The following is a 26,028-nucleotide window of genomic DNA, read 5'->3' on the forward strand; positions in this document are numbered from 1 at the left end:
GGGTTGTGGTCCGGGTGCCGCGGCAGCTGGCAGCGTTTGCTACCCCCCGCGCCGGAGAAACGTCAATAATACCGGCTTGCCCGCGCGCGCGTTGGCGGCGCTGCCGCCGTGCCTCGCGCGTCGCCATCATGCGAATTCGGCGGCACCATGGAAAACGCCCGCATGACGCGGGCGCAGTTGGAACGTTTTGCACCCAGGAGCGCGGTGCAGGTGACTGCTGCTTCAGTGCTTCCGGACCCGCCGCAACTCGTCCACGATCAGCAGCACCGCACCCACTGTGATGGCGCAGTCGGCCACGTTGAACGCGGGCCAGTGGTAGTTGCGCATGTGGAAGTCGAGGAAGTCGACGACATGGCCGTACACCACCCGGTCCAGCACATTGCCAATGGCGCCGCCGAGGATCAGCGAGATGGCGAAGCAGAACAAACGCTGCCCGGTATGGCGGTACAGCATCCAGATGATGAACAGGCCCACCACCACGCCCAGGCCGGTAAAGAACCAGCGTTGCCAGCCGCCGGCGTCGGCCAGGAAGCTGAAGGCGGCGCCCTTGTTATAGACCAGCACCAGGTTGAAGAAGCTGGTCACGGGGCGCGATTCGCCGTAGGCGAAGGTCCTGACGATTACGATCTTGAAGAACTGGTCCAGCACGATCACCAGCAGGGCGAACGCCATCCACAGCAGCGGGGTGGTGTTGCTGCCCTTGCTGCTGGCGCGCTTGGTGCCGCGCGCGGAGCGCGTGGTGGTGGTGGCCATCAGGCATGGCTCCTGTGTTCACCGGCGCCGAACAGGTTGCTGTCGCAGCGGCCGCAGAGGGTGGGGTGGGCCGGATCGCGGCCAACATCGGCACGGTAGTGCCAGCAGCGCTCGCACTTGGCGTGCACCGACGGCGTCACCGTGACCAGCAGGTCGCCGCCTTCCGGCGCCGGCGCTACCTTGGCGGCGGAGGTCAGCAGCACGAAGCGCAGGTCGTCCTCCAGGCTCTGCAGCGCGGCCAGCACCGGGCCGCCGGCCTGGATGGTGACTTCGGCCTGGAGCGAGGAGCCGATCTCGCCGTCAACGCGCACCGCTTCCAGTTGCTTGGTGACTTCGGCGCGGGCTTCGCGGATCACGTGCCACTTCTGCAGCAGGTCGTCGGCCTGGTCGATCTCCGGCACGTCGTAGTAGGTGCTGGTGAAGATGGTGTCGGTGTGCCCGGTGCCATGGCCGAAGATCTGCCACGCTTCTTCGGCGGTAAAGGACAGGAACGGCGCCATCCAGTGCAGCATGGCCTGGGTGATGTGGTACACGGCATTCTGCGCGGCGCGGCGCTCCTTGGCGTTGGGCGCGGTCGTGTAGAGCCGGTCCTTCAGCACGTCGAGGTAGAAGCCGCCGAGGTCTTCCGAGCAGAACGTCTGCAGCTTGGCGACCACAGGGTGGAACTCGTAGCCGTCGTAGTGCGACAGGACTTCCTTTTGCAGGCGCCCCGTCAGCGCGACCGCATAGCGGTCGATCTCCAGCCATTCCGATGCCGGCAGCGCGTGCTGCGCGTGATCGTAGTCGGCCAGGTTGGCCAGCAGGAAGCGCAGCGTATTGCGGATGCGGCGATAGCCTTCCACCACGCGCTTCAGGATTTCGTCGGAGATCGACAGCTCGCCCGAATAGTCGGTCGAGGCCACCCACAGGCGGATGATCTCGGCGCCCATCTTGTTCGACACGTCCTGCGGCGACACGGTATTGCCGACCGACTTGGACATCTTGCGGCCTTCGCCGTCCACCGTGAAGCCGTGCGTCAGCAGCGCCTTGTAGGGCGGCTTGCCGTACAGCATCGAAGCGGTCAGCAGCGACGAATGGAACCAGCCGCGGTGCTGGTCCGAGCCTTCCAAGTACAGATCTGCCAGGCGGCCGTCGGGCAGGTCGGCCGACGGGTCGTACAGGTCTTCACGGTGCGAGCCGCGGATCACGCTCCAGTGCGTGGTGCCGGAGTCGAACCAGACGTCGAGCGTGTCGCGGTTCTTTTCATACAGCGCGGCTTCCTCGCCGAGCAGTTCCTTGGGATCGAGCGCCTGCCAGGCTTCGATGCCGTGCAGTTCCACGCGCCTGGCGATTTCCTCAAGCAGCTCCGGCGTGCGCGGGTGCAGCGCGCCGGTTTCCTTGTGCAGGAAGAAGGCCATCGGCACGCCCCACTGGCGCTGGCGCGACAAGGTCCAGTCGGGCCGGTTGGCGATCATGTTATGCAGGCGCTGCTTGCCCCAGGCCGGGTAGAACTCCGTCGCCTCGATGCCGGCCAGCGCGGTTTCGCGCAAGGTGGCGCCGTTGTCGACAGGGTCAACGTCCATGCCCGCGAACCATTGCGAGGTGGCGCGGTAGATGATCGGCGTCTTGTGACGCCAGCAGTGCATATAGCTGTGGGTGTACTTGTGCGAGTTGAACAGGTTGCCCGATGCCTTCAGCACTTCGACGATCTTGGGATTGGCGTCCCAGATCTTCTGGCCGCCGAACAGCGGCAGCGTGCTGGCATAGACGCCATCGCCCATCACCGGGCTGATGATGTCGTGGTCGCGCATGCCGTGCGCCTTGCACGATTGGAAATCCTCCACGCCATAGGCCGGCGCCGAGTGCACGATGCCGGTGCCGGTATCGGTGGTGACGTAGTCGCCCAGGTAGACCGGCGACAGGCGGTCATAGCCCGCGTCCATCTTGGACAGCGGGTGGTGGAAGCGGATCTCCGACAGCGCCGCGCCGGTCGTGGTGGCCAGCACCTTGCCTTCCAGTTCGTAGACCTTGAGCTGTTCCTCGACGCGCTCGGTGGCCAGCAGCAGGAAGCCGCGCGCGGTGTCGACCAGCGCGTATTCGACTTCCGGGTGCACATTCAGCGCCTGGTTGGACGGGATGGTCCACGGCGTGGTGGTCCAGATCACGATCCAGCCGGGTTTGGCCGCGAGCTGCTCCAGCGGCACCTTGAAGGCGTGAGCCAGCTTGTCGGTATCGGCGAAGGGGAAGCCCACGTCGATGGAGAGATCGGTCTTGTCCTTGTACTCGACCTCGGCCTCGGCCAGCGCCGAGCCGCAGTCGAAGCACCAGTTCACCGGCTTCAGGCCGCGGAATACATAGCCCTTCTCCATGATCTTGCCCAGCGCGCGCAGCTCGTCGGCTTCGTTGCTGTAGTTCATGGTCATGTAGGGATGTTCCCAGTCGCCCAGCACGCCCAGGCGCTCGAAGTCCAGCTTCTGGCGGGCGATCTGTTCGGTGGCGTAGGCGCGGGCGCGCGATTGCACCTCCTGCACCGGCAGGCCTTTGCCGAACTGCTTTTCGATCTGGATCTCGATCGGCATGCCATGGCAGTCCCAGCCCGGCACATAGACGGCGTCCAGGCCGCTCAGGCCGCGCGCCTTGACGATCATGTCCTTGAGGATCTTGTTGACCGCGTGCCCGATATGGATGTCGCCGTTGGCGTACGGGGGGCCGTCATGGAGGATGAATTTCTTGGCGCCCTTGCGAGCTGCCCGGATCTTCTTGTAGAGCTGCTTGTCCTGCCATTGCTTGACCCACAGCGGCTCGCGCTTGGGCAGGTCGCCGCGCATCGGGAAGGGAGTTTCCAGCAGGTTGACCGGATACTTGCTTTTTTCGGGCTTGGCGCGTTTGTCGTTGGACATGTCGATTCTCGGGGCAATTCGGTTGGCGCGCGGCACTAGCTCGGCTGGGCGCGGCGCGCGGTATGGCGTGGACGGGCTGCGGCGGAGCCGCGGGCTGGTTCGGGTGGGGTAGCGACCCGGGTCCCGCCTCGCGGGAACGGGGCGCTAGCTAATTCGGTCGGTGGCGGAGGTGGCGAAGTCGCGGCCGCCCGCTGCCGGGGGCGTGCCCTCGGGCGAGCCCGGCACGGTCAGGCCGAAGAAGGCGCGGGCGTCCGCGCTGTCCTTGGCAATGGCCGCGGTCAGTTCATCCAGGCTGTCGAAGCGGGCTTCATCGCGGAGCTTTTTCATGAATTCGACCCGCACCAGCTTGCCGTAGATGCTTTGATTGAAGTCGAACAGGTGGACTTCCAGCAGCACCCGGCCGGCATCCTCGATGGTCGGCCGCACGCCGATGCTGGCCACGCCCGGCAACGCGTGCTCGGCCAGCCCGTGCACCTGTACCACGAAGATGCCGTTGACAGCCGGCCGCTTGTGCGAGATGCGCAGGTTGATGGTGGGAAAGCCCAGGTCGCGCCCGAGCTTGCGGCCATGGACCACATGGCCGCTGATGGCATAGCCGTGGCCGAGCAGACGGCGCGCGTGTTCGAGGTCGCCCTCGGTCAGTGCCTGCCGTACCGCGGAGCTCGAGATGCGCACGCCGCCTTCGGACACCGAGCCCATCTGCTCGACGTCGAAGCCGAACTGGCGCCCGGCCTGCTGCAGGTAGGCAAAATCGCCCGCGCGCCTGGCGCCGAAGCGGAAGTCGTCGCCGACCAGCAGCCAGCGCGTGTGCAGGCCGTGCCAGAGCACGTTCTCGACGAACGCCTGGGGAGATTGCGCGGCGAAATGCGCGTTGAAATGCTCGACGACCACGCGATCGACGCCGTTGCGGCGCAGGCTTTCGAGCTTGTCGCGCAGCAGCGCAATGCGCGTGGGGGCCTGGTCAGGCGTGAAGAATTCACGCGGATGCGGCTCGAACGTCATCACACACAGCGGCAGGCCGCGTGCGTCCGCCGCCGCGCGCGCGCGCGCAAGCAGCGACTGGTGGCCGCGGTGCACACCGTCGAAATTGCCGATGGTGAGGGCGCAGGGCGCCCGGCTCTCGGCATTGGGCAGGCCACGGAAGACTTTCACGAGGACGGCAGCAAGCGTTTGGGGTAGGGTAGGGACAGGGTCATTGCTGACCCGTCCCCCCCTAAGAACCGTACGTGCGAGTTTCCCCGCATACGGCTCAAGCCTTTCAAAATCCCCTCAAATTGAGGGGGCCGGTTTCATAACGGTTATACCGTGGTTGTGTACTTGGACGTGACAGTTAGGGTGCAGCAGCACGCGATTTCCTAGAGCGTCCGAACCGCCAACAATGCGGTACTCAATATGGTGGTCATGCCACCCCGTCTCTTTGGTCATCTTGCACTGACACAGAGCACACCGGCCTTGTTGAGAAATGTACAGCTTGATCCACTGCTTCCGGTGCGCCATGCTCTTGAGCATGCGTTCCTGTCGCAAGGTTTCGCCATACATCTCCTGCGCCGGATCAAAGGGATTGAAATCCCCTTTGATCTTTTTGTGCCGCTGAATGGGGGTACCCGCAAGCGAGTACAACTCCCACTCTTCCTTACTGCCGTCGTCTTTCGCTACTGTGGTTCCAAACACCCAGTTCCGATCCCCAACTGTTGCGAAGTATTTCTCGCGTACCCATCCGGGGTTCTTCCTTGGATGCCTCCGTTTCGCCCACCGCCATAGAGCCCGAAAAACCTCGTGCTCCAGACGGGTGAACGTCGCCTTGGCTACTACAGGGCTGTGATACCGGGCCCAGCCCCTCAGCATCGGGTTCAACAACCGGATTAGCTCCGATTGCTTTACCGCTTTGTGGCGGCTTATGACCTCCTTTACCTTGCGATAGAACGTCTGCACGTTCCTCTTGCTCGGCTTGATGAGCAGCGTTCCCGAGTACTTCCGGAAATTCCACCCTAGGAAATCGAAACCTTCTGCGATGTTGACGATTCGCGTTTTCTCCGTCGATAGCGTCAGTCCCCTTACCGCCAGGAACTGCTCTACCCATGGCTTCACTTCGCGCTCTAACACTTCCGGCGTACTGCCGGTGATCACGAAGTCATCCGCGTACCGCACTACATTCACTTTCAGCTTCTTCGTGTTGGCGACTCCCAGCTTTGTCCCTAAGAACTTCACTAGTTGCCTTTCCAACCCGTTCAGCGCCACGTTTGCCAGCGTTGGGGAGATGATGCCTCCCTGCGGCGTTCCAGCATCGGTTGCCTGAAACTGGCCCTGAAATACCACGCCAGCTTTCAACCACTTCCGAAGGATCGCGCGGTCCATTCGGACGTTGCTTTCCAGCCAGTCATGGCTGATATGGTCGAAGCAGCCCTTGATATCCCCTTCCAGAATCCACTGGGCCGAAGCCTTTTTGGACAGGTTCAGGAACAGCTGGGACATGGCGTCCGCCGTGGAACGATTGATCCGAAACCCATATGAGTTCGGATCGCTCGTCCCTTCGGACACCGGCTCCAGCGCCAGCAGGTGTAACGCCTGCATGGCTCGATCCAACATGGTGGGAATGCCCAGTGGGCGCTCCTTCCCATTGGCCTTAGGGATATAGACCCGCCGCAATGGCAAGGGCCGATACCCTCGGCGCTTCAACTTCCCGATAGCTTCCCACCGGGTTTCAGGCGAATCCCACAGCACACGATCAACGCCTGCCGTTTTCTTCCCACGATTTTCCGTCACTCGTCGCACCGCCGATGCCTTGGCGGACCACGAGCGGGTCAGAGATCGTTGCAAGGCTTTCACCCTGCGCCAGTCTCCTTCCTGTGTTGCCTTCGCAATTCGAATCTGCATTTCCCGAACGTTCCGCTCCACTCGCCGCCAATCGATGGCAGCCCAGCTTCGTGGTGCGCCGGAGAGCGCAGATTCATCCTTGCGGATCAATGTTTCCATGCTGCTCTCCTATCTTGAGAATTCTTCCCAAAATCAGGAGACAACATGCCCCTTGAGGGACATGTTGTCCCTCAAGGGAAGGTAAAAATACATCAAGCGAGATCTGTCAGCCGTCCTGCGACGATTGACCAGTTGGAAGTCTGCCCGCTTTCGCGTGGGGTGATGTCTCAACCCCTATCCGAACCATTACAGCCCGGCATTCGCTTTTTCCAACCTCCCATACCCGCACAGCCAACAGCGTTCCTTGCGGTTCGCCTGCCGGAGCTAACTGCACTCTGGCAGCCATACGGGCTTACCACGTTCCCTACACGTTACAGGACCGGTTTAGGGTCTGCCTCTCCGCCGGTGGCTTCCTAGCGACGTACTTCGAGCTTCAAGCGAAGTATCCAGCCACGTACCGTTTGGTTAGTGCCTATCAGCAGCTTTGGCACCGCAATGCTTACGACGTTTATCAGCAGTTCACATATGTTACCCATGCCAGCCAGCCTAGCTCCTCGACCCGTTGCTACTCGGAATCTCTGCCAGTCCGCCTCACGGCAAACAGGCACCCTTGCGGGGGCTACATTGTCAGGAGAGCTTCACACCCCACCGTTACCAGTGACGCATGTCTCCCTAGGCTACTGCTAGTCGCATAGCAGGTTCTCTATCGTGGCAGTCTCACGACCGTGCACGACCGAACCATAACGTGTAGAGCTTTCGCTCTACATCCGGGTTCTCTCGACTCAATATGACCATACTCGGCAGACGCGAACTCCCGAAGGTGCTCCCATCGGCCCCAAAGAACGTAGCGTCGGTCAATCTGACCGATACAAAAGCTATGTGGCGCCTCATCCACCTGAATGGCTGGGGCACCCAGTTCCTCTTTCGAGTGACTGTTTACAGAGAATTCGCCCAAAGGCGAGCGTCCCCGCCTTTGGGCGATATGGCTGGAGGTTATCCAGCAATAGCAAGTACTACACACGCGGCAGGCGTTAGCCAGCCGGGCGTTCAACACATCGGACTTCCCTAGCTTTACCGGCCAGGTTCGTCAAAGCAAGAGATAGGTTGGCTTGCAAGGTTCAGGCCGAAGCCCTTTCCCTGGTCCAACAAGGTCGATGCCCCTTACGTTAGGGCGCTACTTCTTTTCCCGGACACGAGTGTGCGTGTCGCACTAAAGCGAGCATTATAAGGCGAATGGGGGACAAGTTTGGCCTGGCCGCACCACGGTGGGCGCCGAGGTTGGCGTTTTTGTGCACGGATAGACCCTTTGGCGTGGCGCCATGCCACAAAAGACGGCATGATACGGCGGATCGCACTCGCTGCCCCCAGCCCTCCCTTGAACGCGCTGCTTAACCGAATCCTGCCGCCGCCAGGGCCTCCGCTCGATACCGAAACGCGGGCCAAGCTGCTGGCGACCATCCATCGCGTCTCCCCTACCGCCATCGTTGCCTCGCTGGTGCTCCCGGCGCTGACCGCGATCGCCTTCTGGTCTGCCGCCGACCACAGCGCCCTGATCGGCTGGTGCGGCGTCATGCTGGTGCTGACCGCCGCCACCAGCTGGTTCTATTTTGGCTATCTGCGCGATGGCACCACCATGAGCCGCTCGGCGCACACGCGCAAATGGTGGGCCAATATGCGCGCGATGGCCTTCCTGACCGGGCTGACCTGGGGCAGCTCGGCGCTGCTGCATCTGTATTCCGGCTCCACGGTGTTCTCCAGCGTGCTGTACCTGCTGGCGCTCGGGGTGCTGGCGGGCGGCGTCACCGCGCAGTCTCCGGTTCCGTCCAACCTGGTCTATGCCGGCGTACCGATCCTGGTGCCCAATATCCTGCTGGCCGAGTACGCATTTCCCGGTCATGGCACCTACGTGCAATTGCTGCTGGTGGTCTACGCCATCATGCTTACGCGCCACGCCCTGAACCTGCAGCGCACGCTGGTGCGGGCCATCCAGCTGGAAAGCGAGAGCCGGCGGCTGGCCAAGCAGTTCCAGGAAGAAAAGGAGAGGGCGCTGCATGCCAGCGAGGAGAAATCGCGCTTCCTGGCCGCCGCCAGCCACGACCTGCGCCAGCCAGTGCACGCGCTGGTGATGCTGGTGGAGGCGCTGCGCGCCCGCAACAAGTCCTCCTCGCTCCATCCGCTGGTCGAGCAGGTGGCCGCCGGCACCCAGACCATCGACCTGCTGTTCCGCTCGCTGCTGGACCTGTCCAAGCTCGAAGGGCGCAAGGTGCTGCCGACGCTGGAGCCGTGCGAACTCAGTCACCTGATCAGCGAAGTGATGAGCCAGTTCGCCGCCGACGCGCGAGAGAGCGGCCTGACCCTGACCCCGCGCGTGCCCGAAGAGTTGTACGCGATGGCCGAGCCGGTGCTGTTGCGCCGCGCCTTGTTCAATCTCGTGCAGAACGCCCTGCGTTATACGCGGCGCGGCGGCGTCCTGGTAACGGCGCGGGAGCGCCGCAAGCATATCCGCGTGGAAGTCTGGGACACCGGGGCCGGGATCACGCCCGAGCACCTGCCGGACATCTTCTCCCCGTACTACCAGGTGCATAACCCGCAGCGCGATCCGTCCCAGGGCCTGGGACTCGGGCTGGCGATTTTCAAGGAATGCGTGCGCCTGATGCGCGGCACCTACGGCGTGCGCTCGGTGCCTGGACGGGGTTCGGTATTCTGGTTCTCGCTGGCGCCGGTCCCGGCCGAGACCGTGGCCACCATCCGTGCCGTGCGGGCTACGGCGCTGGCCGAGGATGCCAAGCCCGATCACTTGCGCGGCACTGTGCTGGTGGTCGACGACGACACCCAGATCCGCAAGGCGTGGATTGCACTGATGGAAGCCTGGGGCATCCAGGTTGCCTGCGCGGCGCATGGCGCGGATGCGGACCGGCTGTTTCACCAGGGGCTCAAGCCGGACATCATCTTCTGCGACTTGCGCCTGCCCGGCAGCGAGAACGGCCTGGACTTGCTGGAGCGCTGGCAGAACACACAGCCGCAGGCACGTAGCGCCCTATTGTCGGGCGACCTGAAATCCGCCGCGCTGGCGGCAGCCGAGGAGGCTGGCTACTTTGTGTTGCCCAAGCCCGTCGACCCGGCGGCGTTGCGGCTGCTGCTCAGGCGCTGGCTGCACGCGGCCTGACAGGCACAATCGAAATGGGCCGGCGCAAACGCGCCGGCCCATTGCGGAGTCTTCAATTGGCGGCTGGCGCCGGCGGTGCCTGCTACTGGCGCAGGCGGAAGCGCTCCATGCGCGACATGACCTGCATCCGGGTGCGTACGCCGAGGCGCTGCAGGATCGCCGAGACATGTTCCTTGACGGTGTTCTCCGTCAGGCCGAGACGCCGAGCGATGACCTTGTTGGGCAGCCCTTCCAGTACCAGCGCCAGCACCGAGCCCTGGCGCGGGGTCAGTCCCAGTTCCGCCGGCGTGACCGGAATGCCGTGCGCCGGTCCGAAGGACTGGGCACGGCCGTTGAGCGCTTCGTCGGAGGGAAAGGATGTGTCGCCTGCCAGCACCTTGCGCACGGCGGCTGTGAATGCGTTGGCATCGAGATGCTTGCCGACGAACCCGTAGGCGGCAAGCGCCCGCGCGCGGCCTACGATCTCGGGCGTGGCCTCGGCCGACATGAAAATAAAGCGGGCGGAAGGGACCAGCGTCTTGAGCGCCTGCATGGCGTCGAAGCCGGTACCGTCGGTCAGCCAGATATCCAGCAGCACGATGTCAGGCCTGAGCCCTTGCTGCAAGGCACTGAGCGCCTCCTTGGCGCTACCGGCGGCATGGACGGCGACATCCGGCATCACCTCCGCCAGGAAGGCGGTAGTGCCGGACAAGGCCATAGGATGATCATCGACCACCAACAAGGTCGGTGCAGCGTTCGGCATGCGATTTCCCGTCTAATTTCCCAGTTCGTCCTTGTTGTCACTTAAAGCCGAGCTAACGGTCTGCGCGTGGACGATAGCAGCCACTCTAGCAGAGCGGGCGAGGCGTCACAATCCGTCGGAGGGGTACCTACGTTGCGTATAGGTCATGCGAAACGGCGCTGCGATGAGGGTTTCACGTGTTTTAAGCGCCTAATGCGCTCGCTTTAGCCGTGTACGGCCCCTGGCTTGGTAGAATTGCGCGATGAAAAATATCGTTATCCTGATTTCCGGGCGAGGCTCCAACATGGAAGCCATCGTCAGCGCCTGCGCCGCCGAAGGCTGGCCAGCGCGCGTAGCGGCGGTCCTGTCGAACCGGCCGGACGCCGAAGGCCTGAAATTTGCCGCTGAGCACGGCGTGGCCACCGGTGTGGTGGACCACACGCAATATGCTGATCGCGCCACTTTCGATGTGGCGCTGGCCACGGCCATCGACGCATTCGCGCCGGACCTGGTGGTGCTGGCCGGCTTCATGCGCATCCTGACGCCGGGCTTTGTCGACAAGTACGCCGGGCGCATGCTGAATATCCACCCCTCGCTGCTGCCATGCTTTCCGGGGCTGCATACGCACCGGCAGGCCATCGAGGCGGGTGTCAAGGTCCACGGGGCCAGCGTGCATTTCGTCACGCCGGAACTCGATCACGGCCCCGTCATCGTCCAGGCCGCGCTCGACGTGCTGCCGGACGATACGCCCGAGAGCCTGGCCACGCGCCTGTTGCCAAGCGAACACGTGATCTACCCGCGCGCGGTGCGCTGGTTTGTCGAAGACCGGCTGCGCGTGCATGCCGGCGCAGTCCGGGTCGAACCACCCGAATCCCAGTTATTTACGGCCTTTGCTGCCGCTACGGAGGTGCAGTAATGAGCCGGAATACCGCAGGGGCGCGCCAGCCCGTTCGCAACAAGCACAAGGGTACCCCGATCCGCCAGGCCGCCCGGCCGCGCGACGCGGGCGACAGCCATGCTCCGCAGCAGGGCCGCGGGCCGCATGGCGGCCTGCACGCCGTTCATATCCAGCACATCGACCGCCTGCTGGGCAAGGTGCTGATGTTCACGCGCCCCTCCGACGTGGTGGTGAGCTACTACTTCCGCGAAAACCCCAAGCTTGGCCATCGCGAACGCGGCATCATCGCCGAAGCCGTATTTGCCGTATTGCGCCGGCGTGTCGAGTTTTCGCAGTTCGCTGCCAGCGGCACGGGCGCCTCGCAGCGCCGACTGGCCCTGCTCGGCCTAGCCGCCACGCTGGGCCGGGATGCGCTGACGCCGTTCCTGCTGCCGGAAGAGGGCGAATGGCTCGATCGCCTGACGACAATCGAGCGTGCCAGCCTGGCGCCGCGCGTGCGCGCCAACCTGCCTGAGTGGCTGTTCGACCAGCTGGCCGCCCGCCACGACGAAGCCTTTGTCGAAGCACTGGGCGACGCGTGGCTGCGGCCCGCGCCGCTGGACCTGCGCGCCAACCTGGTCAAGACCACCCAGGAAGCCGCGCTGGCCGAGCTGACCGCCGCTGGCCTGAAGGCCGAGCCGACGCCGATGGCCCCCGCCGGCATCCGCCTGGCCGGCAAGCCGGCGCTCAACCAGTTGCCGCTGTTCGTCAACGGCCTGGTCGAAGTGCAGGACGAAGGCAGCCAGCTTCTATGCAACCTGGTTGCGCCCAAGCGCGGCGAAATGGTGGTGGATTTCTGCGCGGGTGCCGGTGGCAAGACGCTGGCGCTGGGGGCGCAGATGCGCTCCACCGGGCGCCTGTATGCGTTCGATGTGTCCGAGAAGCGCCTGGCCAACCTCAAGCCGCGCCTGGCGCGCAGCGGACTGTCGAACGTGCATCCGGTACTGATCGACTCCGAGCATGACGCCAAGATCAAGCGTCTGGCCGGCAAGATCGATCGCGTGCTGGTGGATGCGCCCTGCAGCGGCCTGGGTACGCTGCGGCGCAACCCGGACCTGAAATGGCGCCAATCGCCGCAATCGGTGCTGGAACTGACTGCCAAGCAAGCGGCCATCCTCGAATCCGCGGCGCGTCTGGTCAAGGTGGGCGGCCGGGTGGTTTATGCGACCTGCAGCGTGCTGGAAGCCGAGAACGAAGGCATCGTGCGCGGTTTCCTGGCCGCGCATCCTGCCTTCCGCCTGGTCCCTGCCGCACAGGTGCTGGCCGAGCAAAAGATCACGGTGCCCGGTTTGCCGGAAGATGCCGAGATGCTGGCGCTTTACCCGCATCTGCACCAGACCGATGGCTTCTTCGCCGCGGTACTGGAACGCGTCAGCTAACGTCTGAACCGCCGCCAGTGCCCGGCTTGGGACTGGCGGCTCCAATGCCGAGGACCGCCCGGTCCCGGCTGCATTTCCGGCGCGGGACCGGCCACAAGTGTCCGGCCCGCTGCTTGCGGTGCGTTGCCTTGCTCATTGTGCTCTTGCGGTCCGTTATCGGGTGTTTGCCGGGGCCGTTCGATTGTCGCCCGGCGCGCGCCGCCCAGTTATTCCAGAGCATGAATCCCAATCCCTTGAACGAACTCAACGCCTCGCATCCGGCATTTGGCAAGATGCTCAATGACCTGATCCGCGATGCGGGCGGCCCCGGTTTTATCTGGCAACTGGTGGTACTCGCCGCCTGCCTCGCGTTGGCATGGCCGCTGGCAAGGCTGGTCGTCAAGCGAGTCGAAGCCGGCTACGCCGGATCCAGCTTCGCGCTGCGCTTTGCCGCAGCCAGCCTGGAACGCGCCATGTTCCCACTGTTTGGCTGGCTGCTGGTGATGGGCGCGCGCTACGGGCTGGAACTGGTCATGTCGACCAGCGTGCTGCGTCTGGCGCTGGTGCCGCTCTTTGGCATCACGTTCCTCTATTTCGCCTTCTATATACTGCGCCGCGTGCTCTCCGGCAGTGGCCAGCTGCACGGCATGCTGCTGCTGGTGGAGAAGGTACTGACGACGCTGGTTTGGGTGGCAATGGCGCTATATGTGCTGGGATTGCTGTCTGATGTAGTGAACTGGATGGAATCCGTACGCTTTTCGCTGGGCGGAAAGCAGAAGATCAACCTCGCCGACACCCTGGTGGCAGCCGTATGGATCTTGCTCACCGTGCTGGTGGCCATGTGGTTTGGTTCGTGGCTGGAAGAGCGCCTGATGCGCTCGAGCGGCCTGGACAGCAACCTGAAAGTGGTTTTGACCAGGCTTTCCAAGGCATTGCTGCTGCTGGTCTCGCTCTTGCTGAGCTTGTCGCTGGTAGGCATCGATCTCACGGTGCTGTCCGTATTTGGGGGCGCGCTGGGTGTGGGTCTGGGCCTGGGCTTGCAAAAAATCGCCAGCAACTATATTTCGGGCTTCATCATCCTGCTTGACCACTCGGTCAAGCTGGGCGACCAGATCACCGTGGACAAGTACACCGGCATCGTCTCGCAGATTCGCACGCGCTACACGGTGGTCCGCAATGGTGATGGCGAAACCCTGGTGCCCAACGAGCAACTGGTCGCGCAGGCCGTGCAGAACCACTCGTTCTCCAATACCAATGTGCGTGTTGCAACGCGTGTGCAGGCCGATTACGCGGCCGATCCCGAAAAGGTGCTGGCTTTGCTGGTCGAGGCGGCCCAAGACATCCCGCGTTTATTGGTTGAGCCGGCGCCGTCGGCTTTTCTGGTGCTGTTCGGAGACAATGGCATCGAATACGAGCTTGCTGGCTACATCGCCGATCCCCAGAACGGGAAGCTCGGCGTGCAATCGGCACTGAACCGGGCCATATGGAGGAAATTCCGGGAGCATGGCATCTCGATCCCGTATCCACAGCGGGAAGTGCGGGTGCTGGGCAGGGCGGACGCCGGTGGACGGGGTGAGACTGATGACGTGGATCATGAGGCGCTACTTGCGCCGCTGGATGGCACCGCGGGCAGCAAATCCTGACTTTTCGCGCGGCGCTGGAGCCACCTTGTGGAACGATCCGTGTTGCTTAACGTCAAAATCGGGGTAAAAGCGGATGTCCGCTCGATCCGGGTGCGGTAGAATCCGAGGTAGTTGCGGGTTCGTCCGGAATCGGATTTTGTCCGGGTGAGTTTATCGACCTCCCGCCCCCACCAGACAGCCGCCAGATTGCAGCGGCTCGTGTCCAGTCCCGCCGGCAGGCAGCAGTTGCCCAAGGCGCCAGACGCGCATGCCTGGGGGCTCCGGCGATTGCCGGGGTTTCAGGCAGGCGCCATATGACGCAATCATTGAATTTGCAGTCCTTTTTCTGCACATTGTTTGTGGCCCGCCATGTCGTGCCGCACTGAATCCCCCTGTTTAATCGACGGAGAACAGTTTGTTCGACACTATTCTTGACTGGGCCGCCAACGGCCTCGCCAACTGGTCCTGGTGGGAAATCGTGATCTACACGCTGGTGGTGACTCACATCACCATCGCGGGCGTCACGATATACCTGCACCGCTGCATGGCGCACCGGTCGCTGGACCTGCACCCTATCGTTTCGCATTTCTTCCGTGGCTGGCTGTGGCTGACCACCGGCATGGTCACCAAGGAGTGGACCGCCATCCACCGCAAGCACCACGCCAAGTGCGAGACCGAAGACGATCCCCACAGCCCGCAGACTCGCGGCATCCGCAAGGTGCTGCTGGAAGGCGCGGAGCTGTATCGCGCCGAGTCCAAGAACAAGGAAACCATCACCAAGTTCGGTCACGGCACGCCTGACGACTGGGTCGAGCGCAATGTCTACTCGCGCTTCGGCTGGCAGGGCGTTGGCCTGATGCTGATCATCGACCTCGCCTTGTTCGGCGTGATCGGCATGACCGTGTGGGCGGTGCAGATGTTGTGGATCCCGATCCACGCCGCCGGCATCATCAATGGCCTGGGCCACTGGTGGGGTTATCGCAATTACGATTGCGAGGACGCTTCGACCAATGTTTCGCCGTGGGGCATCATCATCGGCGGCGAAGAGCTGCATAACAACCACCACACCTACCCGACGTCGGCGAAGTTCTCGATCAAGTGGTACGAGTTCGATATCGGCTGGGGCTATATCCGCGCCATGCAGGCCGTTGGCCTGGCCAGGGTCAAGAAGACCCCGCCGAAGGCACGCCTGGTGGAGGCTCGCCCGGTCGACCACAACACGCTGGAAGCCATCATCGCCAATCGCTATGACGTGATGGCCCGCTATGCCAAGGCGGTCAAGAGCGCCTACAAGCAGGAACTGGAAAAGCTGAAGGAAGCCCGCGTGGCCGAGTACAGCAGCTTCAAGCCCGCCCGCAAGTGGTTCCACCGCGAGGAAACCAAGCTGGCCGATCCGCAACGCCAGCAACTGGCCAGCATCGTCGAGCAGAACAAGTCGCTGCATACTTTTGTGGAAATGCGCCGCGAACTGGCCGCGATCTGGGGCCGCTCCAACTTGACGCGCGAACAGCTGCTGCAGCAGTTGCAGGCCTGGTGCCATCGCGCCGAGGCCAGCGGCATCGAGGCGCTGCACGATTTCTCGCTGCGCCTGCGCCGCTATGCCTGATGAGGCTTGATGCCTGACCCGGCGTGGCCTGATACAATTTAGCTCGCCCGAAAGCCCCGCCCCTGGCGGGGCTTTTGTTTTCGCTAAACTCCCCCAATGTAAGGGCTGGCTGCGAAATCCAGGCGCGCGGCCCCAGAGGAGTATCGGAGATGACCCCCCAAACGATCAAGACCGTCGAGTTCGAGAAACCGAACCTGTCGACGGAGTCCCCTGATGGCGGCAGCTGCGTCGCCCATGCCTGGGCCAAGGTGCCCCCGGTGCTGTCGGCACAGGAGCGCACGGCGCTGAAGGCGCGCATCAAGGATTTGCTCAAGCAGCGCAATGCGGTGCTGGTAGCGCACTATTACGTCGATTCGGACCTGCAGGACCTGGCGGAAGAAACCGGCGGCTGCGTGTCGGATTCGCTGGAAATGGCGCGCTTCGGCCGCGACCACCCGGCCAAGACGCTGGTGGTGGCTGGCGTTCGCTTCATGGGCGAGACCGCCAAGATCCTCAGTCCGGAAAAGACCATCCTGATGCCCGACCTTGACGCGACGTGCTCGCTCGACCTGGGTTGCCCGGCCGACGAGTTCGCCGCGTTCTGCGATGCGCATCCCGACCGTACGGTGGTGGTCTACGCCAATACCAGCGCGGCCGTGAAGGCACGCGCGGACTGGATGGTGACCTCCAGCATCGGCCTGAAGATCGTCGAGCACCTGCACGCACGCGGCGAGAAGATTCTGTGGGCACCGGACAAGCACCTGGGCGGCTATATCCAGAAGCAGACCGGCGCGGACATGTTGTTGTGGCAGGGCTCCTGCCTGGTGCACGACGAGTTCAAGGGTATCGAGCTGGATCTGCTGCGCCGCGAGTTCCCCAAGGCCAAGATCCTCGTGCATCCGGAGTCGCCGGCCAATGTGGTGGAGCAGGCCGATGTGGTTGGCTCGACCTCGCAGCTGATCGCGGCGGTCCAGGAGCTGGATGCCCGCGAATTCATCGTTGCGACCGATAACGGCATCCTGCACAAGATGCGGCTGGCCGCACCCGACAAGCATTTCATCGAGGCGCCCACCGCCGGGAACAGTGCGACCTGCAAGAGTTGCGCGCACTGCCCGTGGATGGCGATGAATGCACTGACCAACCTGGCTGAGGTGCTTGAGCGCGGCCATAACGAAATTCATGTCGATGCCGCCATCGGCCGCCAGGCTGTGATCTGCATCGACCGCATGCTCGATTTCGCCGCGCGGCAGAAGGCCAATGTGCGGCCCAAGGCCGATTTGGCCAGCGAGCAGGCTTTGTTCAAGGGAATCGGTCCGGCATGAGCAGTAATGCAAACGTGAACGCAAACGTCAATCCAGTTTTCGACAGCTACGGCGCGGCGCTGGCCGAGGCCCTGAAAGCCAATGTACGCGCGGCCATCGCCGAGGATGTCGGCAGCGGCGACCTGACCGGTTTGCTGGTGCCCGCAGCCAAGTCCGCACGGGCTCGCGTGATCGTGCGCGAGCAAGCCGTGCTATGCGGTCAGCCGTGGTTCGAGGCCTGCATGCGCGCGGTGGATCCCGCGCTGCAGGTTCGCTGGCAGCAAGCCGAAGGCGCCCGCATGGCACCGGACTCGGTGGTGTGCGAGATCACGGGACCGGCCCGCTCGCTGCTGACCGCGGAGCGGCCAGCGCTGAACTTCCTGCAGTTGCTGTCCGGCGTGGCTACCGCTACGCGCCGTTATGCCGATCTGGTCGAGGGGACGCGCGCGCGCGTGCTGGATACCCGCAAGACCTTGCCGGGCCTGCGCCTGGCACAGAAGTACGCGGTCAAGGTCGGTGGCGGTGATAACCAGCGTCTGGCGCTGTACGATGGCATCCTGATCAAGGAGAACCACATCGCCGCGGCAGGCAGCATTACCGCGGCCATGCGGGCAGCAGCCGCACTCGATGCGGGCGTGTCGGTGCAGGTGGAGGTGGAAAGCCTGGCGGAGCTGGAGGAGGCGTTGGCGGCCGATGCGAAATCGATCCTGATCGACAATTTTACCGAGGCGATGATGTGCGATGCCGTGCGTATCAATGCTGGGCGCGCGTTGCTGGAAGTCTCGGGTGGCGTCAATGCGGATACCATTCGCGCCTTTGCCGAGACCGGTGTCGACCGGATCTCGGTGGGTGCGCTGACCAAGGATGTGCGCGCCACGGACTATTCGTTGCGCATCATCGAGTAATCTGGCGTTTGAAGCACATCGGTAAATTGGCTGTCCGGAAAGAAAAAGCGCGCTGCGAGGCGCGCTTTTTCTTTGCGTGATGGAAAGCGAGGAACGCTACTTCGCCCGCTCGCGCTTGAACAACGGCTGCATCACGGTCGGCAGCGCTTTTGGCAAGGTCTCCGGATAGTCGCGGCTAAAGTGCAAACCGCGGCTTTCGTGGCGCGAATAGGCGCTATCGACGATCAATGAGGCGACTTCCACCAGGTTGCGCAATTCCAGCAGGTCGCGCGTCACGCGGAAGTTGGCATAGTATTCGGCTATTTCCTCGCGCAGCAGGCTGATACGGTGTTGCGCGCGCTCAAGCCGCTTGCTGGTGCGCACGATGCCGACGTAATTCCACATCATGCGGCGCAGCTCGTCCCAGTTGTGCGATACAACCACTTCCTCGTCGGCATCCGCCACCCGGCTTTCATCCCAGCCGGGCAGGGTGATGTCCGGCTGACCAGCCTTGTCCTGGCCGGCAATGTCGAGTGCCGCCGCGCGCCCGATCACCATGCACTCGAGCAGTGAGTTGGAGGCTAGGCGGTTGGCGCCGTGCAATCCGGTGCAACCGGTTTCGCCAACGGCGTAGAGATTGGCCAGGTCGGTGCGGCCCGCCGTGTCGGTCACCACGCCGCCACAGGTGTAGTGCGCAGCCGGCACCACCGGGATCGGTTCGCGCGCAATGTCGATGCCCAGCTCCAGGCAACGTGCATGGATGGTCGGGAAGTGCTCGCGCAGGAAGGATTCGGGCTGGTGGCTGATGTCGAGGTGCACGTAGTCCAGCCCGCGCTTCTTCATTTCGAAGTCGATCGCGCGCGCCACCACGTCGCGCGGAGCCAACTCGGCGCGCTCGTCGTGCTCGGGCATGAAGCGCGTGCCATCGGGCAGCTTGAGCAGGCCACCTTCGCCGCGCACTGCCTCCGAAATCAGGAAGGACTTGGCGTACGGGTGGTACAGGCAGGTCGGGTGGAACTGGATGAATTCCATGTTCGATACACGGCAACCCGCCCGCCAGGCCATGGCGATGCCGTCGCCGGTGGCCGTGTCGGGATTGGTGGTGTAGAGGTAGACCTTGCCCGCGCCACCCGTGGCCAGCACGGTGTGCGTAGCGGTGATGGTCTGCACTTCGCCGCTGGCGTCATCCAGCACGTAAAGGCCATAGCAGCGGTTGCCCGGCAAGCCGAGCTTGCGCGAGGTGATCAGGTCCACCGCGAAGTGGTCTTCGATGATCGTGATGTTGGGGTGCTGGCGTGCCTGCTCGGTGAGGGTGGACACGACGGCGTGGCCGGTCGCGTCCGCGGCGTGGATGATGCGCCGCCGACTGTGTCCGCCTTCCCGCGTCAGGTGGTAGCCCAGTTCGGCCTGGTCGTCGCGCGTGAACGGCACGCCGCGGTCGATCAGCCACTGGATGGCTTCGCGCCCGTGCTCGACGATATAACGCGTTGCGCTGTCATCGCACAGGCCCGCGCCTGCCACCAGGGTGTCCTGATGGTGCTCGTCATGGCTGTCGCCCGAGTCCAGCACCGCGGCGATGCCGCCCTGTGCCCAGTCGCTGGCGCCCGTCGTCATGGCGCGTTTGCAGATGATGACAACCCGATGGGTGTCGGCCAGTTGCAGCGCGACCGTCAGACCGGCCAGTCCGCTGCCGACAATGGCGACATCGAAGTTCATGATGCGAGAGACGCGCGCGTGGCGCGGTCGGGAGGCAGGAAAGCTGGAAAGTGTACACCGGCGGCGCGCTTGCGTGGGCAGTGCTGCGGAGTCGCGCCAGTGATGCGGCTTTTGCGCCGCGTAAAAAGCAAAAACCCCGCCTGAGCGGGGTTTCTACTAACATGCCGCGCGATCGGCATGTGGAAGACAGGATCAATTACTTGATCTTGGTTTCCTTGTACGACACGTGCTTGCGGGCGACGGGATCGAACTTCATGATCTCCATCTTTTCCGGCATCGTGCGCTTGTTCTTGGTGGTCGTGTAGAAGTGACCCGTACCTGCAGTCGACTCCAACTTGATTTTATCGCGTCCGCCTTTGCTGGCCATGATGTGCTCCTAATTAGACTTCGCCGCGTGCGCGCAGATCTACGAGCACGGAGTCGATGCCTTTCTTGTCGATCAGGCGCAGGCCGGCGTTCGAGACGCGCAGGCTCACCCAGCGGTTTTCCGATTCAACAAAGAAACGACGATTCTGCAGGTTGGGCAGAAAACGGCGCTTGGTCTTGTTGTTTGCGTGGGAAACGTTGTTGCCGACCATCGGCGCTTTCCCGGTCACTTGACAGACGCGTGCCATGAAGCACTCCTAACTCTTCTACGTGGACAATGTTCGCAACAGATCAACAAAAGGCGCGCTGGCCCGGACTGCAGCGGTTGAGACTTCAGCAAACGAGCATTATAGACCGGAAAGCGATGATGAATCAATGCCTTCCGTCGTTTACCGTGCAGGGGTGTGCATTCATGCGGTTGGCGTCACATGTCGCGTCACAACTGGCCGTGCTCGGAGAAGGAGTGAATGCTGCTGCCCGCCACGACGAAATGGTCGAGTACCTGTACGTCGATCAAGGCGAGGGAGCGGCACAGCGCGCGGGTCATGGCTAGATCGGCCGGGCTGGGCGTGGCGTTGCCCGACGGGTGGTTGTGGGCGACGATCACAGCCGCGGCGTTGTGTGAAAGTGCCTTTCGCGCTACCTCGCGCGGGTAGACGCTGGTCTGGGTCAGGGTGCCGCGAAATAGTTCTTCGCTGGCCAGGAGCCCGTTGCGCGCGTCGAGAAAGAGGCAGTGAAAGACTTCATGGGGAAGCCTCGCCAGCGTCAGGCGCAGGTAGTTGCGCACAGCCGTGGGTGAGTTCAGCGCGCCCGGCAACTGCAGTTGCTCAGCCAGCGTGCGCCGGGTGAGTTCCTGCGCCGCCTGCAGTTGCGCGTACTTGGCGCTGCCGATGCCCTTGATGCTGGCCAGTTGCCCGGCGCTGGCGGAAAGCAGGCTGCTCAGCGAGCCGAAATGGTTAAGAAGCTCGCATGCCAGGTCCACTGCACTTTTTCCGGCGACGCCCACGCGCAGGAATACGGCGAGCAGCTCGGCATCCGAGAGTGCTGCGGCGCCGCTACAGAGAAGCTTCTCGCGTGGCCGCTCGTTGCTGGGCCAGTCGGTAATACGCATGACACGATCCCCCCGGAACAATGGCACCGCGGACAAGGCGGCGCTCGGTCGAGTCGCTTACAATACGGGTTGTCGACAGGTTGAGCACTCATGAATTTGCAAACTATTGCTTCCGGTCCGAAGGACGGCGCCGCGGACGGTCGGAAGACCGTGCAGGCGGATTCCTTCCTGACCCTTCACTACAGCATCTCCCTCGAGAATGGCACTGAGATCATCAGTACCTTTGACGAGAAGCCCGCCACGTTGCTGCTGGGGCAAGGCCAGTTCGCGCCCACCCTGGAGCAGGCCCTGCTGGGCATGCCGGAGGGCGAGCGCATGACTTACCGGCTGGCGGCGGAGCATGCCTTCGGTCCGCGCAACCCTGAGCTGCTGCAACGGGTTTCGCTGGCGACGCTGCGCGAGAACAGCTCGTTCGAAGAAGACTACGCCCCGGGCGACCTGGTGGAGTTCAACGCGCCGGGAGGCGGAAAGTACGCCGGTGTGCTCAAGGAGATCGGGGCGACGTCGGCGCTGTTCGATTTCAACCACCCGCTGGCCGGGCAGACCATCCTGTTCGATGTCCAGCTGATCGGCATTCTCTAAGCACCACCGGCCGGCAACCGCCGGCATCCTTGAATCGAATCCTTGCATGTCTGAGCTCACCACAGCCACCGATGCCGAGATCCTGATGGCGCAGCCGCGCGGCTTCTGCGCCGGTGTGGATCGTGCCATCGAGATCGTCGAGCGCGCCCTTGAACGCTACGGCGCGCCTATCTATGTGCGCCACGAAATTGTGCACAACGCCTACGTGGTGGAAGACCTGCGCCGCAAGGGCGCTGTCTTCGTGCAGGAACTGGAGGAGGTGCCCCCGGGCTCCACAGTGATCTTCAGTGCGCATGGCGTATCAAAGGAAGTGCGTGCCGACGCCACGGTGCGCGGCCTCAACGTCTTCGATGCCACCTGTCCGCTGGTGACCAAGGTGCATGTGGAAGTCGGCAAGATGCGCGCCGAGGGCTGCGAGATCATCATGATCGGCCACAAGGGCCATCCCGAAGTCGAGGGCACCATGGGGCAGGCCGAAGGCGGCATGCTGCTGGTCGAGTCCGCCGAAGATGTGGCGAAGCTGCAGGTGGCCGACCCCGGGCGGCTCGCCTTCGTGACCCAGACCACGCTCTCGGTCGACGAGACGCTGGAGATCGTCGCTGCGCTCAAGGCGCGCTTCCCGCTGATCCGCGAACCCAAGAAGCAGGACATCTGCTACGCCACCCAGAACCGCCAGGATGCCGTCAAGTTCATGGCGCCGCAGGTGGAGGTGGTGATCGTGGTGGGCAGTCCCAACAGTTCGAACTCCAACCGCTTGCGCGAGCTCGCCGAACGCCTCGGTGTGCCGGCCTACATGATCGATTCGCCGGATCAGCTGCGTGCGGAGTGGGTCGCGGGCAAGCGCCGCATCGGGCTGACAGCCGGCGCGTCCGCACCGGAGGCGCTGGCGCAGTCCATCGTCGAGCGCCTGCACCTGCTGGGAGTGCGCAACGTGCGTGCGCTGGATGGCATCGAAGAGAAGATGTCGTTCCCCCTGCCGCGGGGCCTGCAGCAAGTCACTCCCGCCTGATTCGCTGCTGATTCCGTAGCGGCCGGCGGCTGTCTCATGGCGCTGCCGGCACCGGCTGGCGCAGACCCTCCTTTCCAGATTGGTGCATCATCCCCGTGCCGGCCCCTGGCCGGGGCCGCAGCGCGCCCGCTGCGGCTGGCGCTCGTCTTGCTTCCCACTTTCCCGTCCACGCCCGTCCACGCGCGCAGGCATGCCCGTCGCAATCCAGTCCAGGCTGGTGCAACTGGTTGCGGCCTGCTTCGCACCACTCCATTGCCACGGTTGCACCAATATATCGCATCGATATATAGCCCGGTATTCCTTGGATAATGCGCATACTTGCCGCCGCGGCCCTTGTACCTGTCTGCACTAAAAGACAACCAAGGGAAATCCCTGTAATTGGGGATTTCCCTATTATGGTGCCGGCGTGCTCGCTCGTTGTATATGAATGAGGTGGGCCATATTAAATGAAACACCTATTTAATACGGCGCCTGAATGAGTGATGCAAACGCTGCAAATGCGGCCTCTGGCCTGCGGTAGGCACGAATCTTGTTAGTGTCAACGGCTAGCCTCCATGTAGGCGGGAATTGCCCCAATTTGTGCATTGGGGAAATTCCCTAGCTCATTTGGTGGGTTAATCCTTCAGGTTGTTGCGTCGCATATTGCATCCGTATAAAAAGGGAATACAATTCGCGCGTTTCAAATTGAAACTAAACTATGGCGGTTCAGGGGAAACGTCCGGGGGGCGTTGGTTTACCCTGATCATGTGAATCCTAGGAGATCACTCATGCAAATCACGTTTGCCAAGATTCTGCCGATCGCAGCCGCAGTGGCGCTGGTTACTGCTTGCGGCAAGAAAGAAGAAAAGCCGGCCGAGCCGGCAGCGTCGGCGCCTGCCGCGGCTGCGCCCGCAGCGGGTGGCGGCGAAGTTGTAGTCAAGATCGGCCACGCGGCACCGCTCACCGGCGGTATCGCTCACCTTGGCAAGGACAACGAAAACGGCGCTCGCCTGGCCGTGGAAGAAGTCAACAAGGCCGGCCTGGAAGTCAACGGCAAGAAGGTCAAGCTCGAACTGGTCGGCGAAGACGATGCGGGCGACCCGAAGACCGGCACCGCCGTGGCGCAGAAGCTGGTGGACGCGAAGGTCGTGGCCGTGGTCGGTCACCTGAATTCGGGCGTATCGATCCCGGCCTCCAAGATCTATAGCGATGCCGGCATCGTGCAGATCTCGCCGTCGTCGACCAACCCCGACTACACCAAGCAAGGGTTCAAGACGACCTTCCGCGTGGTCGCCACCGATGCCCAGCAGGGTCCGGCGCTGGCCAACTACGCCACCAAGAGCCTGCACGCCAAGAGCGTGGCCATCGTTGACGATGCCACTGCCTACGGCAAGGGCCTGGCCGACGAATTCGAGAAGACCGCCAAGGCTTCCGGCGTGAACGTGGTGGCGCGTGAAGCCACCAACGACAAGGCCACCGACTTCAAGGCCATTCTGACCAAGATCAAGGGCAAGAAGCCTGATGTGATCATGTACGGCGGCATGGACGCCACCGGCGGGCCGTTCGCCAAGCAGGCCAAGGAACTCGGCATCACCTCCAAGATCGTTGGCGGCGATGGCGTATGTACCGACAAGGTGGCCGAGCTGGCCGGCGATGCCGTGCAAAACATCATCTGCTCGGAAGCTGGCCTGGCACTGTCGAAGATGGAGCAGGGAGCGGATTTCGACAAGCGCTACCAGGCTCGCTTCAATGCGCCGGTGCAGATCTATGCACCGTTCACCTATGACGCCGTGATGGTCATCGTCGACGCCATGAAGCGCGCCAACTCGACCGAACCGGCGGCCATCCTGGCCGAGATGCCCAAGACGAACTACAAGGGCCTGATCGGCACCATCGCCTTCGATGAAAAGGGCGACATGAAGGAGGGCACCATCACGCTGTACGAGTACAAGGACAAGAAGAAGACCGTCCTTGACGTCGTGAAGATGTAATCCGGGCTTACCGGCCCATCCGAACGGCACCGCGAGTATGTTGCGGTGCCGTTTTTTTAGCCTTGCCTTACATGCAGCATCCTTACCATGGGTGGAGTAGGCAGGCCGCTTACCAGCAAACAACCGCACTACCAAGCCACCCACATATCAACGTCCCCCCGGCATCCACACCATGTCGAGGGAAATTGGACGGAAGCAAGGAGTTTTCATGGATATCCTTATCCAGCAGATCGTGAACGGTCTGGTGCTAGGCAGCATCTATGCGCTGATCGCACTCGGCTACACCATGGTCTACGGCATTCTCGGGATCATCAACTTCGCCCACGGCGACGTCCTGATGATCGGCGCACTGACCGCTTTGACAGCTATCCTGGGATTGCAGAAATTTGCCCCCGGGCTACCCGAATGGCTCACGCTGGTGATCGCGACGCTGATCGCCATGCCGGTCTGCGCCGTGCTGGCGTACACCATCGAGCGGGTGGCCTACCGGCCGTTGCGCAACGCGCCACGGCTGGCCCCGCTGATCACCGCCATTGGCGTTTCCATCATCCTGCAGACCGTGGCGATGATGATCTGGTCGCGTAACCCCCTTACCTTCCCGCAACTGCTGCCCTCGGAGCCGATCGATATCGGTGCCACCGGCGCGACCATCACGGGCAAGGAAATCGTCATCATCGGCATGGCGCTGATGGTGATGGCGGGCCTGCTGACTCTCGTCAACCGCACCAAGCTCGGCCGCGCGATGCGCGCCACCGCCGAGAACCAGAAGGTGGCGGGGCTGATGGGCGTGAACCCGAACTTCGTGATCTCGGCCACCTTCATGATCGGTGCCGCGCTGGCTGCGCTGGCCGGCGTGATGATGGCGACCAACTACGGCAACGCGCACTTCTACATGGGCTTCATCCCGGGCCTGAAGGCGTTCACCGCCGCAGTGCTGGGCGGCATCGGCAACCTGGCGGGCGCCATGGTCGGCGGCATGCTGCTGGGCCTGATCGAAGCGCTGGGCGCCGGCTATATCGGCGATCTCACTGGTGGCGTATTTGGCTCGAACTACCAGGATGTGTTCGCCTTCATCGTGCTGATCATCGTCCTTGTGTTCCGTCCGTCCGGCATCATGGGCGAGCGGGTTTCCGAACGCGCCTGAGGAGAGAGAAT

General features: G+C 63.1%; 20 protein-coding genes. 11 read left to right on the forward strand and 9 right to left on the reverse strand.

What is annotated here, in order from left to right; genetic code table 11:
• Window positions 1-222: 222 nt before the first annotated feature.
• From lspA to ltrA, 4 genes are all read right to left on the reverse strand, one after another.
• Window positions 223-753: a signal peptidase II gene (gene lspA / locus AC1DS6_RS11950; RefSeq protein WP_035867371.1), complete on the reverse strand. Its 531-nt coding sequence runs from the start codon at window positions 751-753 to the stop codon at window positions 223-225.
• Window positions 753-3,632, reverse strand: coding sequence for an isoleucine--tRNA ligase (gene ileS / locus AC1DS6_RS11955; RefSeq protein WP_441626358.1), 2,880 nt, complete (start codon window positions 3,630-3,632; stop codon window positions 753-755). Before ileS ends, lspA begins: the two co-directional genes overlap by 1 nt.
• Window positions 3,633-3,776: 144 nt before the next feature.
• Window positions 3,777-4,784, reverse strand: a complete 1,008-nt coding sequence (locus tag AC1DS6_RS11960) for a bifunctional riboflavin kinase/FAD synthetase (RefSeq protein ID WP_441626360.1) — start codon at window positions 4,782-4,784, stop codon at window positions 3,777-3,779.
• Window positions 4,785-4,901: 117 nt separating this feature from the next.
• The gene (ltrA, locus tag AC1DS6_RS11965) at window positions 4,902-6,605 is read right to left on the reverse strand and encodes a group II intron reverse transcriptase/maturase (protein ID WP_441626362.1); all 1,704 of its coding nucleotides are present in this window, start codon (window positions 6,603-6,605) and stop codon (window positions 4,902-4,904) included.
• Window positions 6,606-7,881: 1,276 nt separating this feature from the next.
• On the opposite strand from ltrA, the gene AC1DS6_RS11970 reads away from it, so the two are divergent.
• Entirely contained in the window at window positions 7,882-9,711 is a 1,830-nt protein-coding gene (locus AC1DS6_RS11970) for a hybrid sensor histidine kinase/response regulator (RefSeq protein ID WP_441626364.1), read from the forward strand.
• A gap of 82 nt (window positions 9,712-9,793) precedes the next feature.
• On the opposite strand, the gene AC1DS6_RS11975 is transcribed toward AC1DS6_RS11970, so the two are convergent.
• Window positions 9,794-10,453: a response regulator gene (locus tag AC1DS6_RS11975; protein WP_441626366.1), complete on the reverse strand. Its 660-nt coding sequence runs from the start codon at window positions 10,451-10,453 to the stop codon at window positions 9,794-9,796.
• Window positions 10,454-10,694: 241 nt separating this feature from the next.
• On the opposite strand from AC1DS6_RS11975, the gene purN reads away from it, so the two are divergent.
• From purN to nadC, 6 genes are all read left to right on the forward strand, one after another.
• A complete protein-coding gene (gene purN / locus AC1DS6_RS11980; protein ID WP_441626368.1) occupies window positions 10,695-11,348 on the forward strand; it encodes a phosphoribosylglycinamide formyltransferase in 654 nt (217 codons plus the stop codon).
• Window positions 11,348-12,748: an RsmB/NOP family class I SAM-dependent RNA methyltransferase gene (locus AC1DS6_RS11985; protein ID WP_035867358.1), complete on the forward strand. Its 1,401-nt coding sequence runs from the start codon at window positions 11,348-11,350 to the stop codon at window positions 12,746-12,748. The genes purN and AC1DS6_RS11985 overlap by 1 nt, the downstream gene beginning before the upstream one ends.
• Window positions 12,749-12,966: 218 nt before the next feature.
• Complete coding sequence (locus AC1DS6_RS11990; RefSeq protein ID WP_441626372.1) at window positions 12,967-14,370, forward strand: mechanosensitive ion channel family protein; 1,404 nt, start codon at window positions 12,967-12,969, stop codon at window positions 14,368-14,370.
• A 394-nt stretch (window positions 14,371-14,764) separates the two neighbouring features.
• The gene (locus AC1DS6_RS11995; RefSeq protein WP_441626374.1) at window positions 14,765-15,955 is read left to right on the forward strand and encodes a DesA family fatty acid desaturase; all 1,191 of its coding nucleotides are present in this window, start codon (window positions 14,765-14,767) and stop codon (window positions 15,953-15,955) included.
• A gap of 149 nt (window positions 15,956-16,104) precedes the next feature.
• On the forward strand, window positions 16,105-17,256 hold the full coding sequence (gene nadA / locus AC1DS6_RS12000; protein ID WP_441626376.1) for a quinolinate synthase NadA: 1,152 nt from the start codon (window positions 16,105-16,107) through the stop codon (window positions 17,254-17,256).
• Window positions 17,253-18,140: a carboxylating nicotinate-nucleotide diphosphorylase gene (gene nadC / locus AC1DS6_RS12005; protein WP_441626378.1), complete on the forward strand. Its 888-nt coding sequence runs from the start codon at window positions 17,253-17,255 to the stop codon at window positions 18,138-18,140. Before nadA ends, nadC begins: the two co-directional genes overlap by 4 nt.
• 96 nt (window positions 18,141-18,236) lie before the next feature.
• Here the strand turns inward: nadC and nadB are convergent, their stop codons facing one another.
• The 4 genes from nadB to radC all read right to left on the reverse strand — a co-directional run bounded on the left by nadB (window position 18,237) and on the right by radC (window position 21,312).
• Complete coding sequence (nadB, locus tag AC1DS6_RS12010; RefSeq protein ID WP_441626380.1) at window positions 18,237-19,835, reverse strand: L-aspartate oxidase; 1,599 nt, start codon at window positions 19,833-19,835, stop codon at window positions 18,237-18,239.
• Between the two features lie 196 nt (window positions 19,836-20,031).
• Window positions 20,032-20,202, reverse strand: coding sequence for a 50S ribosomal protein L33 (gene rpmG, locus AC1DS6_RS12015; protein WP_006157508.1), 171 nt, complete (start codon window positions 20,200-20,202; stop codon window positions 20,032-20,034).
• Window positions 20,203-20,215: 13 nt separating this feature from the next.
• Complete coding sequence (gene rpmB / locus AC1DS6_RS12020) at window positions 20,216-20,449, reverse strand: 50S ribosomal protein L28 (protein WP_035867349.1); 234 nt, start codon at window positions 20,447-20,449, stop codon at window positions 20,216-20,218.
• A 188-nt stretch (window positions 20,450-20,637) separates the two neighbouring features.
• Window positions 20,638-21,312, reverse strand: a complete 675-nt coding sequence (gene radC / locus AC1DS6_RS12025; protein WP_441626382.1) for a RadC family protein — start codon at window positions 21,310-21,312, stop codon at window positions 20,638-20,640.
• A 90-nt stretch (window positions 21,313-21,402) separates the two neighbouring features.
• On the opposite strand from radC, the gene AC1DS6_RS12030 reads away from it, so the two are divergent.
• The 4 genes from AC1DS6_RS12030 (at window position 21,403) to AC1DS6_RS12045 (ending at window position 26,017) form a co-directional block, all read left to right on the forward strand.
• Window positions 21,403-21,894 carry an FKBP-type peptidyl-prolyl cis-trans isomerase gene (locus AC1DS6_RS12030; RefSeq protein WP_441626384.1) on the forward strand — a complete coding sequence of 164 codons (492 nt, stop codon included), beginning with the start codon at window positions 21,403-21,405 and terminating at the stop codon, window positions 21,892-21,894.
• Between the two features lie 46 nt (window positions 21,895-21,940).
• A complete protein-coding gene (ispH, locus tag AC1DS6_RS12035) occupies window positions 21,941-22,903 on the forward strand; it encodes a 4-hydroxy-3-methylbut-2-enyl diphosphate reductase (RefSeq protein WP_441626386.1) in 963 nt (320 codons plus the stop codon).
• A gap of 767 nt (window positions 22,904-23,670) precedes the next feature.
• Entirely contained in the window at window positions 23,671-24,873 is a 1,203-nt protein-coding gene (locus AC1DS6_RS12040) for a branched-chain amino acid ABC transporter substrate-binding protein (protein ID WP_035867344.1), read from the forward strand.
• A gap of 208 nt (window positions 24,874-25,081) precedes the next feature.
• Window positions 25,082-26,017, forward strand: a complete 936-nt coding sequence (locus AC1DS6_RS12045) for a branched-chain amino acid ABC transporter permease (RefSeq protein ID WP_276287479.1) — start codon at window positions 25,082-25,084, stop codon at window positions 26,015-26,017.
• Window positions 26,018-26,028: the final 11 nt, after the last annotated feature.

It is taken from the genome of Cupriavidus sp. 05L310 (assembly GCF_056398185.1).